14 protein-coding genes are annotated in these 14,702 nt (G+C 44.0%); 5 read left to right on the top strand and 9 right to left on the bottom strand.

Annotated features, from left to right (window positions below; all coding sequences use genetic code 11):
- A partial coding sequence (locus tag AACR09_RS06390; protein ID WP_193836204.1) for an Ig-like domain-containing protein occupies positions 1-1,215 on the bottom strand: 1,215 nt, incomplete at its 3' end.
- 403 nt (positions 1,216-1,618) lie between these two features.
- Here AACR09_RS06390 and AACR09_RS06385 point away from each other — a divergent pair.
- The 4 genes from AACR09_RS06385 to AACR09_RS06370 all read left to right on the top strand — a co-directional run bounded on the left by AACR09_RS06385 (position 1,619) and on the right by AACR09_RS06370 (position 6,178).
- Positions 1,619-2,926, top strand: a complete 1,308-nt coding sequence (locus AACR09_RS06385) for a TolC family outer membrane protein (RefSeq protein WP_102501111.1) — start codon at positions 1,619-1,621, stop codon at positions 2,924-2,926.
- Entirely contained in the window at positions 2,926-3,543 is a 618-nt protein-coding gene (locus AACR09_RS06380; RefSeq protein WP_193836203.1) for an OmpA family protein, read from the top strand. Before AACR09_RS06385 ends, AACR09_RS06380 begins: the two co-directional genes overlap by 1 nt.
- Positions 3,544-3,679: 136 nt before the next feature.
- Complete coding sequence (locus AACR09_RS06375) at positions 3,680-4,030, top strand: DUF2750 domain-containing protein (RefSeq protein WP_004733613.1); 351 nt, start codon at positions 3,680-3,682, stop codon at positions 4,028-4,030.
- 162 nt (positions 4,031-4,192) lie between these two features.
- Positions 4,193-6,178, top strand: coding sequence for a tetratricopeptide repeat-containing diguanylate cyclase (locus AACR09_RS06370; protein ID WP_193836202.1), 1,986 nt, complete (start codon positions 4,193-4,195; stop codon positions 6,176-6,178).
- Between the two features lie 7 nt (positions 6,179-6,185).
- On the opposite strand, the gene queC is transcribed toward AACR09_RS06370, so the two are convergent.
- Together queC and queE are read right to left on the bottom strand one after the other, a co-directional pair.
- A complete protein-coding gene (gene queC / locus AACR09_RS06365) occupies positions 6,186-6,881 on the bottom strand; it encodes a 7-cyano-7-deazaguanine synthase QueC (RefSeq protein WP_004733611.1) in 696 nt (231 codons plus the stop codon).
- A gap of 60 nt (positions 6,882-6,941) precedes the next feature.
- Positions 6,942-7,610, bottom strand: coding sequence for a 7-carboxy-7-deazaguanine synthase QueE (gene queE, locus AACR09_RS06360; protein ID WP_322621728.1), 669 nt, complete (start codon positions 7,608-7,610; stop codon positions 6,942-6,944).
- A 185-nt stretch (positions 7,611-7,795) separates the two neighbouring features.
- Here queE and AACR09_RS06355 point away from each other — a divergent pair, with 185 nt between their 5' ends.
- On the top strand, positions 7,796-8,605 hold the full coding sequence (locus AACR09_RS06355; protein ID WP_193836200.1) for a Cof-type HAD-IIB family hydrolase: 810 nt from the start codon (positions 7,796-7,798) through the stop codon (positions 8,603-8,605).
- 101 nt (positions 8,606-8,706) lie between these two features.
- On the opposite strand, the gene AACR09_RS06350 is transcribed toward AACR09_RS06355, so the two are convergent.
- From AACR09_RS06350 to AACR09_RS06325, 6 genes are all read right to left on the bottom strand, one after another.
- Positions 8,707-10,119: a bifunctional NUDIX hydrolase/phosphatase PAP2 family protein gene (locus AACR09_RS06350; RefSeq protein WP_193836199.1), complete on the bottom strand. Its 1,413-nt coding sequence runs from the start codon at positions 10,117-10,119 to the stop codon at positions 8,707-8,709.
- A 71-nt stretch (positions 10,120-10,190) separates the two neighbouring features.
- Positions 10,191-10,670: a GNAT family N-acetyltransferase gene (locus tag AACR09_RS06345; RefSeq protein WP_193836198.1), complete on the bottom strand. Its 480-nt coding sequence runs from the start codon at positions 10,668-10,670 to the stop codon at positions 10,191-10,193.
- Between the two features lie 203 nt (positions 10,671-10,873).
- Positions 10,874-11,275, bottom strand: coding sequence for a glycine zipper domain-containing protein (locus AACR09_RS06340; RefSeq protein ID WP_004733606.1), 402 nt, complete (start codon positions 11,273-11,275; stop codon positions 10,874-10,876).
- A gap of 238 nt (positions 11,276-11,513) precedes the next feature.
- Complete coding sequence (locus AACR09_RS06335) at positions 11,514-11,960, bottom strand: hypothetical protein (protein WP_121603194.1); 447 nt, start codon at positions 11,958-11,960, stop codon at positions 11,514-11,516.
- A gap of 147 nt (positions 11,961-12,107) precedes the next feature.
- Positions 12,108-14,012 (bottom strand): propionyl-CoA synthetase, encoded by a 1,905-nt coding sequence (locus AACR09_RS06330; protein WP_193836197.1) that lies wholly within the window; start codon positions 14,010-14,012, stop codon positions 12,108-12,110.
- A gap of 118 nt (positions 14,013-14,130) precedes the next feature.
- On the bottom strand, positions 14,131-14,702 hold a 572-nt coding region (locus AACR09_RS06325; protein ID WP_322621727.1), incomplete at its 5' end, for a PrpF domain-containing protein.

The raw sequence follows: 14,702 nt of genomic DNA, 5'->3' as shown, positions 1-14,702 counted from the left end.
TGCCACAACCACATCCACGGTACCCGTGGTGTCGCCGTCCGCAATGGTGATGCTTTCACCGTTATCCAACGTCACCGTCACCGCGCCTTCAGCCGGCGCCGTCAGTGTCGCCGTGTAAGTGATGGTGCCGCCCGCTTCGTTAACCATGCCTGTTGCAGATAGACTTAACCCGGTCGTGTCAATAACTGGCGTAACCCCAACATCAACCGTAATGGTATCAATCCCACCTTTGCCGTCATCAACCACAACAGTAAAACTATCAGAGCCGTTGTAATTCTCATCTGGGGTGTATGTCCAATTACCATTTTCGTCGACTACTACAGTGCCATTCGACGGATCAGTGCCTTTACTGAACGTTAACTGATCACTATCTGCGTCTGTTGCATTTAGCGTTCCGCTTACAGGGGTATCTTCATCGGTAGTTACTGAAATGTCATTGCCAACAGGCGCATCATTAATAGGAGTAACACCGATATTAACGGTTATTGTGTCTGTGCCGCCTTGGCCGTCTGATACAACAACTGTAAAGCTATCGTTACCGTTGTAGTTTTCGTTGGGGGTATAAGTCCAATCACCATTTTCATCGACAACGACAGTACCGTTTGATGGTTCTGTTGCTTTACTGAATGACAGATCATCACCATCTTCGTCTGAAGCCGACAAAGTGCCACTAACAGGTGTATCTTCATCTGTAGTAAAGGTGACGACGTCACTAGCTTCAGCATTGTTTGAGTCAACAAAAGATGGGTTGCTGTTTAAAGGCGTTGCTGCTTCAGTCAATGAACGATAAGCGTCAAGTAGGCTTAGGCTTTGAGTGCGAGATAAGCCCAATGATTCGAAACCCGTAGTAACGAACTCTGTACCTGGAATGGTTTCTTCACCATCACGTTCAATAGTTCCGCTAGAAGCCAAACTTGAACCGTTTTGACCAGCTGCCGTTGCGAACTCTTCACCTAGCTCGGTCGGGTCTTGACCTTCTTCTAATGCGGCAAAGATATTCGCAATATCTTGGTCGAGCTCAATTTCGCCTTCTTCTGATGAGAAGCGTTTTGCCGATACCTGAGGTTCATTGGACCCGTTCTGAGATTCAAGAACGACATCCCCTACTTGTAGTGGTTGGCCTTCTTCTAAGACTTTAATCGTACCATCTACCGAGATAACAATGCGCTGGCCAAGTGCTAATGCACCACCCAAATTCAATGTTGTCATGTCCATATAAACCCCTAAAAAAGCATTTCTTGTCATTAACGTCAAAATAGTGACATTATATTTATAATATTAGTTAAAATATAACACTTAAAGTCATATAATTCCTAGTTATGAATCTAGTATTTAACAACTTGAGTGACAAGCTGATGACGGTGATCACATCGCATAACAATCTTAGTGCTCACACCAGTAATATAAGTTATTGTGTTTGCGGAAAATAGTAGATTTAAAAACGTAAGATTGACGTGTATAAAAACACCATAAAACGCACACTGATCGGTTAACATTTTGACAACCATTTGCGAGCGCCAACTTAGCGATCGTAATTTTTTTGGCGGTTCATCTAAATTTCGTATATAACAGCACGAATTCAAGACTTGGATGCGAGCTAACTTTAGGGAGATGCACATTGAATAGGCTTCAAATGACAACATTAGGGTTAGCTATAAGTATGAGCTTGCCGACGACAGCACAAACCCTAGAACAAGCCGTTGCGTTCACTTTAGAAAGTAATCCTGAAATCAAAAGTGCTTATAACGAATACGTCAGTAAGCGATATCTTAATGATGCTTCTGGTGGTGCTTATCGTCCAAGTATAGATTTGGATGGAGGCATTGGTTACGAGCATACCGATCTAGCAACTAACTCAAGCACGACCGATCTGACTCGGAAAGAAGCGACAATTACGCTAACTCAGCTTATCTGGGATGGGGCTAATACATCGAATGATATTGACCGTACCGCGGCTGATGCAGAATCAGTGCGTTATCAATTGATATCTAATGCTCAAGATATCGCATTAGAAGTGACCAAAGTTTATCTCGATGCGGTAAAAGCCTATGAAGTGCTTTCACTCTCTGAAAACAACCTCGCAACACACAAAAAAATATACAGCGATATTCGCAAGCGTGTTGAGTCAGGTATTGGCTCAACGGCAGATATGTCACAGGTAGAAGCACGTATTGCTAAAGCACACGGTAATTTACTTGCGGCGCAAAACAACCTTTTTGACACTCATACGCAATTCAAAAGGCTTGTGGGTCAATCTCCGCTAGGGTTAACCTTCCCTCGCGCAGATGCAGGCGCTATCCCTTACACGGTTGATGGCGCATTAGCAAAAGCGTTTAATCAGCACCCAGTAATTAAGATTGCACAAGCCGATGTAGACTCAGCGAAATTTCAATACAAGCAATCTAAGAGCACCAACTACCCAACGGTTTCTTTTGAAGCCGCTCAAACCTGGCGCGATGATGCCGGTGGCACTCCAGGCAGCAGTGACGAGTTTTCTGCGATGGTTCGTTTAAGATACAACCTTTACAACGGCGGTTCAGACCAAGACCGTGCAGAAAGTGCCGCTTATCAACTAAACAAAGCGAAAGACCTCCGCGAGAGTACTTACCGTAATGTAGAAGAGAGCTTGCGTCTTTCATGGAGCGCACTTGATTTAACCGTTCAACAGAAAGAGTTTCTATCTGACCACGTAGACTCGGCATCAGACACCGTTATCTCTTATGAGAAACAATACCGTATCGGTAAACGTACACTTCTCGATTTGCTTAACACCGAGAACGAACTATTCGAAGCCCGCAAGGGCTATCTGGATGCCAAATACGACGAACAATACGCGAAGTACCGAGTAATGAATGCAACAGGAAACCTGTTAACTGGGTTACGCGTCGAAACCCCTCAAGAATGGAATGAAAAGGTAGAATACTAATGAAGCTGATAAAGACTGTATTTCCGTTTTGTCTCATGATTGTCTCTGCCAACGTTTTAGCTGAAACAAGCAATGAAGAATTTGAATATCGAGCTCTTCCAGACATCACGCAAATTTATGATCTCGAAGATGATGATAATGACGGCGTAATTAACGCGCGAGATCTATGTCCCGATACGCAAGTTGGTGCAGAGATCGATAACGACGGTTGTGGTTCATATTTTGAATCGTCAGAAAAGAAAGAGCTCCACATACTCTTTGCTAATAACTCTACGGAAATTAACCCTGTTTTCCTAGGGCAGATACGCCAGATGGCTGCGTTTTTGAAGCGTTACGAGGGTACATCGATTGAGTTACAAGGTTATGCCAGCAAAGTCGGCAATGCCAAACACAATTTAAAACTGTCAAAAGAGCGAGCATCCCACGTAAGACGTGCCCTAATCAGTAATGGTATTCAACCATCTCGAGTCAACATCGTGGGTCATGGCGACTCTGAATTCAGCAGTGATGACAGCCAAGTTAATCACGCACTACATCGAAAAGTTGTCGCTTCCGTTGTTGGATTTAAAGGCAACATCAAAGAAGAGTGGCACATCTTCACCAAAATAAAAAAGTAGGCTCTATCCTGCGCTTACCATACTGAAACGTGATCTTTAGTTAACGTTTCAGTATGGTGATAATTCCTTGAATAGCATGTACCTAAGCCGTCTATAATGTTAATCTTGCGTCGTTATCAACATAGAGAATTAATCCATGAGCAAACTAACAGCTGATACTCAAGCAAATCTAGAACTTTTCGTTTCTGAAACACAAGAAACTAAACTGGTATGGGGCCTTCGCAATGAAGAAGGTTGGCTAGCATGTGACTCAAGTGAATTCGAAAGCAGCGAAGTGATGCCTTTTTGGTCTTCAAAAGAAGATGCTCAGACTCACAACGTTGAAGAGTGGGCTGACTTCGAAGTATTAGAAATTCCACTAGATATCTTTGTAGAAGATTGGTTACTGACTCTAGCTGAAGACGGCGTTCTTGTTGGTATTAACTGGAATGCAACATTAGAAGGCAAAGAACTTGAGCCTTCTGACCTAGCGAAATTATACATCTAATTTCCGATATCGGTCGTGCGAACAGTACGACCGATACACGTCTGATAAATATCAACAAATTAGAGACTTACCTCGCATAACCTCCTACCCATACCATTCAAAAATTGAAGCAACATCAAACTAATAATAGAATATCGTTCTTTATCTAATAGATAGTTTCTTGTGACTCACTCTGTTTTTATTGCCCTTCTACTGTTCATTAGCTTTTATTCTCATGGCCAAGTATCAACACAAGATCGTCACCAAGACTCTCCTTTCAACTCATCCAATTTAAATTCAAACACAACTCCAAATGCTGATTGGAATGCACTCTATCTCTCGACTCTAACTCATTCCCCATCGCGTGCGTTAAACATGCTGCAAACCCGTTACATTGGCTCAACCGTCTATGGAGATAAGCTTTACCTTTCATCTCTGTTATATCAATACATGAGCCACCGAGATCAACCATTCTATGGAATCGCTTCAAACGACAGTGAGTACCAAGCGATTGAAGAAGCGTTTATTTCTGCATTGATGAAAGACGGCCAAGGCCAATATGAAGAAGCGCAACAAGGCTTTTTGACCCTATTAGCGAAAATGCAATCGCGCAGTGATTTAACTGGAAGAGCGCTACTAAAATACCAACTATGTCGATCTTTGAACGAGCAAGCAAAATACCATCAAGCAAACTATTATTGTACTGCACTTCAATCGGATTTACATGACATCGCTGACCCTGTGTTACCAAAGTTTGGAACTTATAGAGTCCTCGCTAACAATCACCATTTCCGCAGTGACTATCAAGCCGCGCTAGATACCTACCTATCACTGATAAACGTGTTCCCACAAGGACATGACATTTCGGGGATCTATAACGATGTGGGTAATTTGCTCAAAGAGTTAAAGCAATATAAAAAATCGGCAGAGTACCTCAAAGAAGCACTCACACTAAGAGAAAGTGCTTCTGATTTGATGAAAGCACAAGTGCACCATAGCCTTGCAGATCTCTACCTTAACCAAGAGCAAAGTGACTTAGCAATTAACCACTTTCAAACAGCAAGAACACTGCTGAGCTCATCGTCGCATAGCTACGGTATCGCACTAACAAGTCTTGGCTTAGGAAAAGCTTACACTCAAATTAGAGACTATGATTTGGCAAGAGGTTACTTAGTCAACTCTCTGTCAGCTTCGAATGAATTGAGTAACGACGTCATTCGTATTAACGCTTACTTGGCGATAAGCGATATGTTCGAAGAGCAAAAGCTGACAAACGAGGCGCTCAATTATGCTCAGCAAGCTCTAGAAGTATCCGAGCAAGTCACAAGACACAAGTACATCGCTCAGTCACTCTTGCAGCTTTCCGACCTTCATCAAGCGCTCAGCGATTACCAGCAAGCTTTCTATTTCTACCAGCGATACTCATCTATACAAATTGAAACACGCGATATCGATAACAGGTTGGCTTTTGAAGCACTAGACCTGACCCACGCTAAATATGAGCAAGAATTGGAAAATTCTTTCCTGATAAATCAAACAAAGCTCGACCGCGTTCAAATTGAAAAAATGGAACATCAAAGATGGTTGTACAACATCATTGTTATTCTGTTGCTGTGCGCCGCAAGCTTTACGGTATTAGCAAACAAAACGATTCGCGCAAAAGCTTCCATCGATGCTATGACAAAAGCGTATGGCCGGACCGAGATCATACGAAGAATCAAAAGAGTCAGACGCTGTAAAGGAACGGACAAGCAACATGTCCTCGTTCTGCTTGATCTGGATAAATTCAAGACGATCAATGATGAGCATGGACACCCTACTGGTGATCGAGCACTCGTCCATATTAGTCAGCAAATACGAAAACACTTAATGAATGACGAATTGTTTGGTCGCTTAGGAGGAGAAGAATTTCTCATCATGCTAACCAATACCAAGCCTGTAGACGTGCGAGAGCGCGTCGAAGAGCTACATTACGCCATATCAAGCTCAGTCTTCTTAACAGAAAGCAATAAGCCACTTAATGTAACCGCGAGTTTTGCTTATCTAGCAACCTCAAACGCATTAAGTGACTTTGATGACTTGTACTCGGTGCTTGACCAAGCACTGTATCAAGCAAAGAGCAACGGCCGAAACTGCATCATTGATGCTTACAACGAACCAATTGATTGACCTGAGGTTATTTATTCTCAGTCTGTTTGCGAACCAACTCAGCCATAATACCTTCACGATCACCTAGGTAATCGTTAAGGCCAACTTTACGCAGTTCACACGCTGGGCAATCGCCACAACCATCCCCGACAATGCCATTGTAACAAGTCAGTGTTTTATTTCGAACAAGCTCAAGTGCTGAGTACTGGTCGGCCAACGCCCATGTTTCAGCTTTGTTGAGCCACATTAACGGTGTTTTAATATCAAGCGGCTTGTCCATACCTTGTACAAGCGCAGAGTTCATCGCTTTCACAAAGTCATTACGACAATCAGGGTAGCCTGAGAAATCAGTTTCACACACGCCCGTGATTACGGTATTTGCACCGATTTGGTAAGCGTAAATACCCGCCAAAGTTAAGAACAGAATATTACGACCAGGAACAAAAGAGTTTGGTAGTCCATTCTCTTGTAGCTCATGAGACACAGGAATATCGTCACGAGTCAGAGAGCTGATAGCCAGTTCATTCAACAGAGTCACATCCATCACTTTGTGCGCTTTCACACCAAGCTCTTTCGACAACGACTCCGCAACTTCAATCTCGAGTCTATGGCGCTGACCATAGTCAAACGTAATCGCATGAACTTCATCATACTCTTTTAAAGCTTGAACAAGACACGTTGTTGAGTCTTGACCACCACTGAATACTACGACTGCTTTTTTCATCTTAAATCCTTACGAGAATCTTCTACTAGCGACTTATCTAGACCAGTAAACAAATGCAACCTACGCGATGCTCAAATATTTGTGAGTTTGAATAGATAAACGCCAGTTACGTTCAATACAAGTATCAATACACAGTTGCGTTGCACGTTCTTTTTGGCTAATAGGTTGAAGTGCAATGACTGTATTTTCAGGAACATCAGCTCTAGCAATAAGAGCATCTAGTTGCTCGATATCTTTACCTGTACCAACAGGGTGCTTGATTTCATTCGCACGAACGAGTGCGCTATCAAGGATATCCAATTTGGCTTTCATTGCGACTTTTGGTGACACCGTAACCCAAGTGTCCGGTGTGGCTTTTACTTCTGATGTTCCGCTGGTCTCAATCTGACAGCGACAACCGTGCAGCTCAAATGCTTCAGTAAGAGGGACAAGATCATAGATGCACGGCTCACCACCAGTAATCACAATGTGCTTCGCGGTGTAACCTTGCTTGATATATTCATTCACGATTCCTTGCGCATCAATTGCAGACCAAGTCGGTGAATCCTCTGTCTTAACCATAATATCACCAAGGCTCGTTTCATCTTCCGGCAACGCTTCCCAAGTCTGTTTGGTATCACACCAAGAACAGCCTACAGGGCAAATTTGCAGTCGAACAAAAACAGCAGGAACGCCGGTAAATACGCCCTCGCCCTGGATGGTTTCAAACATTTCATTAATCTTGTACAACTTACCCTCAGCTCAATCATTTGATGAAATTAATCAACCGCAGACCTTAAAGCACTTGCCCCTTTTGGTCAAACAAATGAGTACTGATAAATGAGTTGATCAAAGCCCTAGCCTGAACTTTCAAGTTCCCTTATCCTTTCGCCCATTAGATTTCGTTAGCTTTTAATTTTTTAGTAAGGAACAACATGTACAAACTGATTGCTCTTGATATGGATGGCACACTGCTCAACAGTGATAAAGTAATTTCTCAAGAGAACAAAGACGCGATTGCCAAAGCACGCGCTGCAGGTGTGAAAGTGGTTCTGGCTTCTGGTCGTCCTTTAGAAGGCATGCAGAGTAAGTTAAACGAGCTTTCAATCAACGGCGAAGATGACTTTGTGCTCTTCTACAACGGCTCTATGGTTCAAAACGTCTCTACAAAAGAACTCATTCACAGTGAGATCAGCAATGGTAAAGCCGCGAAAGAGATCGCAGCCCTCGCCGTACAGCTTGGTGGTTATGTTCATGCCTTCAGCAAGATTCATGGCTTAATCACGCCTGAAAACAATGAGTACACAGCTATTGAAGCGCGTATTAATGGCTTAGAGATTACCGAGTTCGACTTTTCTCAACTAGAAGACGACCACGAAATCATCAAAACTATGATTGTCGCAGAACCAAGCAAGCTGACTGAAATCATCGGCAAGTTGCCACAAGAGCTTAAGACTCAATTTACTATCGTGCAAAGTGCACCATTCTTCTTAGAGTTCCTAAACCCAAATTCAAACAAGGGTGTCGGTATTGAGGCGATAGCTAAGCACTTGGGTATTACAGCGGAAGAAGTAATCTGCATGGGTGACGCTGAAAACGATCATCATATGCTTGAATACGCTGGCCTTGGCATTGCAATGGAAAACGCAATGGAAGAAACCAAGAAACTGGCGGATCACATCACAGCGAGCAACAACGACCATGGTGTAGCCATCGCGATTGAAAAGTTTATCTTCAACTCGTAAACGCTGAACAGGTTCTCATGAGAATTACTTTTTGCTTGTTGCAAAAATGACAAAGGCTGTGCACTGCACAGCCTTTTTTGATTTTATATTAGTCGGTTCGCCTACTCTCTTTTCCATGGCAGACGAAATGCCACCACACCAAACAGAATCAATATTGGGAAACGTAAGGTCTCAACGATAAATGAAGCGATGCCACTGAATGAGACGAAACTTCCAGCCCAGCTAATCAGCAGATTCCCCGCTAACAACATAGCCATCACTCCAAATACAATCTTGAATGAGAACTGGCCGACCAAAGGCTTCGAATCCGTTAACGTTACTAAGCATGCAATCGTCATCAAAATTGCTACCCAGAAAGAGAATGTTGGCAGTGGCCATATCACCGTGAGAACAATCGACAGTAAGCACAATGCCCACCAGACACCTTTAGAGCTTAATAAGGCACTAATATCAACATCAGGTTTCGCATCTAATCTCACGATGTGCCAAGTCGTTAACGCGCCCAATACGCCTCCCATTAATACATCACTAAAGAACGCACTGCCTGAATAAGACGTAAATAGCATAATCCACAGTAGGCCCGCGAGCACTATCAAAATCGATTTTTGCTCCAAGAGGCGCTTTAGTTTCCAAAAGACTAACAAGGTTAAACTCACCCACAAGCCAGCCAATAAACTTGGAAAGCTATACCCACTGCTCATCACTAGCTTCAATGTTGGCAAGTAAGCATGCGGACGTGGAAAACTAAACCCTTGATGGGCGATTAAAGTGAGCAATGCCACCGAGATCAAAGTGAAGCCAAACTTCAACGCGAAGTTACGGCCAAAATGCCAAGCAATTAGCGGCAATATCACGATGAAAATCCATGGCTTCGCTAACGAGTCAGTTAAAAGCACAGTATTCGCAAACACGCTTGGCATATTATCGAACGCGTTTTGAAGCGACACAATCCAATTTAATTCAACTTGATGGACTTTCGGTGCCGCGCCCACCAGCTCTGTCACATACGTCACAGGTTGATCTGTCGCGGATAGAAAGAATTCGTTAATCTCAGACCATTGATCTGGGTAACGGTATTGATTGGCTTGCAACTCCATAGGTGGCAATAACATCGCGCGACTGACTTCCACACCATAATGAGGAGCAAACCAGATTGGTAGCTCAAAGCCACCTAACTCATTTCGAGCTTTGTAACTGATCACTTCAGAGTCAGAGACACAATCATACACAACGGCACTGTCGGTATATCCCAACACATCACCGACCGTCACGGACAAGCCCGCCTCTTCCCAAGTTTCTCGTTGCGCTGCGACCGATGGCGGCTCACCAGAAACCACAGTACCTCCCGGTAGAGACAATTGACCTGTGATCAACTCATCAACCAACACGATTTGGTTATCAGCACGTACTACACACAAAGCGCCCGCAATATGATCGGGCAAAGTGTTGCTTGCCCAAGCGGAAGTAGTACTCAAAAGAGATAATATGAAAACTAATAAATATCGAATAGCCAACGAGTTTACCTAAAAATAAGAAAAAAGTTAAAGACTGCTCTAGTGTAATCAAACACGCACAAAATCGCTGTCTACGTTTTGTGCAAAGCCTTTCTCATCCATTGAATGTGAGGTGTGAACCCCATTTTTTGATAGAAGTCCTTGGCAGGTGAATTAAAGTCCCAAACCTCTACAAAGACTTGTTCAACCCCATAATCATCAAAAGTCGCTTCAACTTTGCTAAACAACTTTTCAGCAATCGATTCTTTTCGATAATCAGGCAAGACAAACAGCTCATCGACACTCCCCATCGGCACTGGTTTACTCACCGTTGAGATAAGCTCACAAAAATGTCCGGAGATAAAGCCAACAATGAGCTCACCTTTTAATGCCACATAAACCAAGCATTCAGGATCATCCAAGTAACGTGCAATGCTTTTTTCCTGCTCAATCTCTTCTGCCGTTTTAAAGAGCTCTGGGCTAGCAAGGTGGTGATGATGGTGGAGATCGAACATTAACTCGTTAAGTTGTTCCAAATCCGTGTGTTTTGCAGCCCTTAAAGTGACATTCATGACTATTGCGCTTCTCAAACCAAATTAATATTTAAACTGAGTCTAGTTTACTTGCCGTGAGTATCTATACAAGTTATTGAATTAATTCATTGTTTGAAGTGCGTATTTTAGATACAAAAACGGCCACATTACGTGGCCATTCTGTTTGAATGATTTTCAATTAAACGAATATCTAGGCTTTAGCTTTAGTTGTAGCTTCAGCTTTATGCGCCGTTGTCCTCTTTCTCTTCTTTGAGATCAGCAAGCTGTTGTTCTAGTTCAATAAGCTTAATTTCAGCCTCTACTTCAGCAACTCGCTTTTCTGCATCGGTGCGATTGTCTTGCGCTAGACCATCGGCAGTAACTTGGGTTCGTTGTGCGTTTCTTGCATCATCCGTATCTTTCATTGAACCAGCAACACCACCAGTCACACCACCCAATGCAGCACCCTTCGCGGCTAAGCTCGCATCTCCAGTTAGAGCGCCTGCTGTCGCTCCTAATAAAGCACCACCCACAGCACCACGATTACGTGCAGCATTCTCATTTTCGTTATCCATTGCTGGTGATGCGCAACCAGAAAGAGTCACAATCAGTGTCGCTAAAAGAAAAGGTTTAGTGAATTTCATAGGAGTCTCGCTTAGTTCTTCGTTTGGAGTAGAGCCATCTTAAGCAGAACCGTTAATGAGATAAATAAAGCCACGTTTAGACGATACATCATGTTCAGTTATGTATCATTCAACCATCGCATAAGTACTTATTGATATATATCTTTGAGCTCGCCTTAGCCTGACAAACAAAAAAGGCGACCAATAAGGTCGCCTCAATCGAACTTTCTCTATAATTCTTCTCTTTCAGATGTCGCTCTTAGCCTTTGGACCAAAAGTTTTGCATATTTTCTGCACTAGGTGGTGGCCTAACACCGCAATCTCGATAATGATTTTTATCGCCGATCCCCAGTATCTTGCCATTTTCGTCATCAATCATAGCGGCTACTTTGACACCGTCTCCCACATGACGAGTCAACACAACAATTTCACCAGCTCTTTCAGATCTTACCGCGCCTAAGATTTGATATTCGTAGCGACCTTTCCTTGAATTAACGATCATCTTCGAATTAATCGGGTCGGCTTCATACCCCACGCCCATATCAAAAACTGCTTGATAGAGATCGACGCCAGTCTTGGACACACATTTAAATATCTTGGGATGACTCAATGGCTCTAACAACACTCTACTCGCTTCATCCTTTGAAATACTGGCACTAGCAGCACCACTGACCAATAAAGCAATCAACAAAAAGTACGCTCGCATAAAAAGACCTCAATATGTGGGATTCATAATGAGGTCATAGTAAACGCAATGGATAAGCGGATGAATAAAGTAGAGTTTAGGTAAACCATCACGCTGGGTTATGCATTAATAAACAAGCCGAAGGTGAGATTACCTAAACTGCGACGTCTATTTGCCGAGCTTTTCAGCTATTTCAGTTAAGCTGGTAGGGTCGTCAATCGTCGAAGGCACCACATATTGTTCGCCTTCTGCGATCTGTCGGATAGTTCTGCGTAAGATCTTACCTGAACGTGTCTTAGGTAACCTCTCAACAACCAAAGCTTGCTTAAAACAGGCGACCGCGCCAATCTCATTGCGAACCTTGCCAACCAACTCCGCTTGCAACTCAATGCCATCGACTTTTACGCCATCTTTCAGCACAACTAAACCAAGAGGTAGCTGCCCTTTTAAGTCATCGTGAATACCGACTACCGCACATTCTGCAATGGCTGGGTGACCACCCACGATTTCTTCCATTTCTCCCGTCGACAGACGGTGTCCCGCTACGTTTATCACATCGTCGATACGGCCCATGATAAATAGATACCCATCTTCATCAAGATAGCCACCGTCCCCAGAAACATAATAGCCCGGGAACTGACTCAAATAGCCGGATTCAAACCGATCATGATTGCGCCATACCGTGGGTAAACAACCAGGCGGCAATGGTCGTTTAAGTGCCACAAACCCTTGTTGATTCGTTTGTGCGATTTCACCCAACTCATTGAGGATCTCCACTTGGTAACCGGGTACTGGCTTGGTTGAAGAACCCGCTTTTACAGGCAAAGATTCAAGCCCTGTTGGATTGGCAGAAATAGCCCAACCCGTTTCGGTTTGCCACCAGTGGTCGATAACCGGTTTATTGGTATGAGATTCAACCCAATCCAATGTTGGCGGGTCCAAACGCTCGCCAGCCATGAAAATCGACTTGAGTGATGATAAGTCATACTTGGTGAGCAACTCACCTTCAGGATCTTCTTTCTTAATGGCTCTAAATGCCGTTGGAGCAGAAAACAATACATCGACGTTGTACTGTTCACACACACGCCAGAATGCGCCGGGATCTGGTGTTCGTACTGGCTTGCCTTCAAACAAAATGGTCGTGCAGCCATGAATCAATGGCGCATAAACAATATAGGAATGCCCCACTACCCAGCCGACATCGGAAGCTGCCCAAAACACACCATCTTGCGGCATATCGTAGATAGTGCTCATCGAGTATTTCATGGCGACCGCGTGACCACCATTGTCACGAACCACGCCTTTTGGCTTACCCGTCGTCCCTGATGTATACAAGATATATAGTGGGTCAGTTGCTAGAACAGGCACACACACATGAGGCAATGCATCGCTAACCGCTTGTTGCCAAAGTACATCGCGTTCATTGTTCAATTCGGCTAGAGACTGCTCTCTTTGGAATACCACCACTTTTTCGGGCTTCCAACGACTGTCCATGATCGCTCGATCAACCATCGGTTTATATGGCAAGACTTTGTTTATCTCGACACCGCAGGAGGCAGTAATCAACACCTTCGGCTCGGCATCTTCAATTCGAACGGCAAGCTCATGAGGGGCGAATCCGCCAAACACAACCGAATGCACCGCGCCAAGTCGTGCACAGGCCAACATTGCCATTGCCGCTTCAGGAATCATCGGCATGTAGATCACCACACGATCGCCTTTGGTAACGCCTTGCGTGGCTAACATACCAGCGACTTTAGCCACTTGGTCACGTAATTGATTATAAGTGTACGAAGATTGAGTTCCAGTAACTGGAGAATCGTAAATCAGCGCGGTATTGTCACCTCGTCCATTTTCACAATGGTAATCAAGCGCGAGCCAGCAGGTGTTCATCACCCCATCAGGAAACCAACGTTCAATACCGTTATCGTCAGTTTGTAATATCGTTTTTGGTGGTTCAAACCAATCTATCGCTTGTGCTTGCGTTTCCCAGAACGAATTGGGGTCTTCCCTAGCCCATTGATACTCGGTGATGTAATCTGTTTTTCTGTTCATTCGATTCGTAGCAGACATAGTGCCTCCTCCATGATTTATCCATTATTCCAAGCGCCTAGCTTTTGGCAGTAGCACTTGATTGCACTCTTTTCTCAGCGTTGTGTTCGTGAACATTTAACCGTTCACGACAGTCGCTTTACTTGGGAAAAGGCACACGAATGGCACCTTCCATGATCACTCGGGCACTACGACTCATAATCGCCCTTTCAATTTTCCACCCACTTTCCGTCTGAATAGCTTTAGCACCCACTTTTAAGGTTCCTGATGGATGACCAAAGGTCACAAAATCTCGAGCCCCCTCACCGCCTGCCAAGTTCACTAACGTGCCCGGAACACTCGCCGCTGAAGCAATGGCGACTGCAGCCGTACCCATCATAGCGTGATGAAGTTGTCCCATAGACAATGCACGCACCAGAAGGTCAGTATCTTCGGCAGCGACCGATTTACCACTGGAGGCTTGGTACGCTTGAGGCTTAGCAACAAACGCGACTTTAGGTGTATGTTGACGTGATTCAGCTTGTTCTAAAGAATCAATAAGACCCATCGCTACTGCACCATGTACTCGTATGGATTCAAACAGAGCCAAGGCTTTGGTATCACTATTGATATCTGATTGAAGTTCAGTGCCTTGGTAACCAACCGATTCAGCATCAACAAAAATGATGGGTATCCCAGCATTAATGTATGTCGCTTTGATGCAACCCAGAT

The sequence above is a fragment of the Vibrio sp. OPT20 genome (assembly GCF_963889365.1).
Taxonomy (GTDB): Bacteria; Pseudomonadota; Gammaproteobacteria; order Enterobacterales; family Vibrionaceae; genus Vibrio; species Vibrio splendidus.
The sequence above is the reverse complement of the archived record's forward strand: the minus strand, read 5'-3'. Positions and strand labels throughout refer to the sequence as shown.

Coding starts and splice junctions, on each gene's coding strand:
- AACR09_RS06335 (WP_121603194.1), bottom strand. CDS start 11,960: ATGCGAGCGTACTTTTTGTTGATTGCTTTATTGGTCAGTGGTGCTGCT.
- AACR09_RS06340 (WP_004733606.1), bottom strand. CDS start 11,275: ATGAAATTCACTAAACCTTTTCTTTTAGCGACACTGATTGTGACTCTT.
- AACR09_RS06380 (WP_193836203.1), top strand. CDS start 2,926: ATGAAGCTGATAAAGACTGTATTTCCGTTTTGTCTCATGATTGTCTCT.
- AACR09_RS06355 (WP_193836200.1), top strand. CDS start 7,796: ATGTACAAACTGATTGCTCTTGATATGGATGGCACACTGCTCAACAGT.
- AACR09_RS06345 (WP_193836198.1), bottom strand. CDS start 10,670: ATGAATGTCACTTTAAGGGCTGCAAAACACACGGATTTGGAACAACTT.
- queC (WP_004733611.1), bottom strand. CDS start 6,881: ATGAAAAAAGCAGTCGTAGTATTCAGTGGTGGTCAAGACTCAACAACG.
- AACR09_RS06375 (WP_004733613.1), top strand. CDS start 3,680: ATGAGCAAACTAACAGCTGATACTCAAGCAAATCTAGAACTTTTCGTT.
- AACR09_RS06330 (WP_193836197.1), bottom strand. CDS start 14,012: ATGTCTGCTACGAATCGAATGAACAGAAAAACAGATTACATCACCGAG.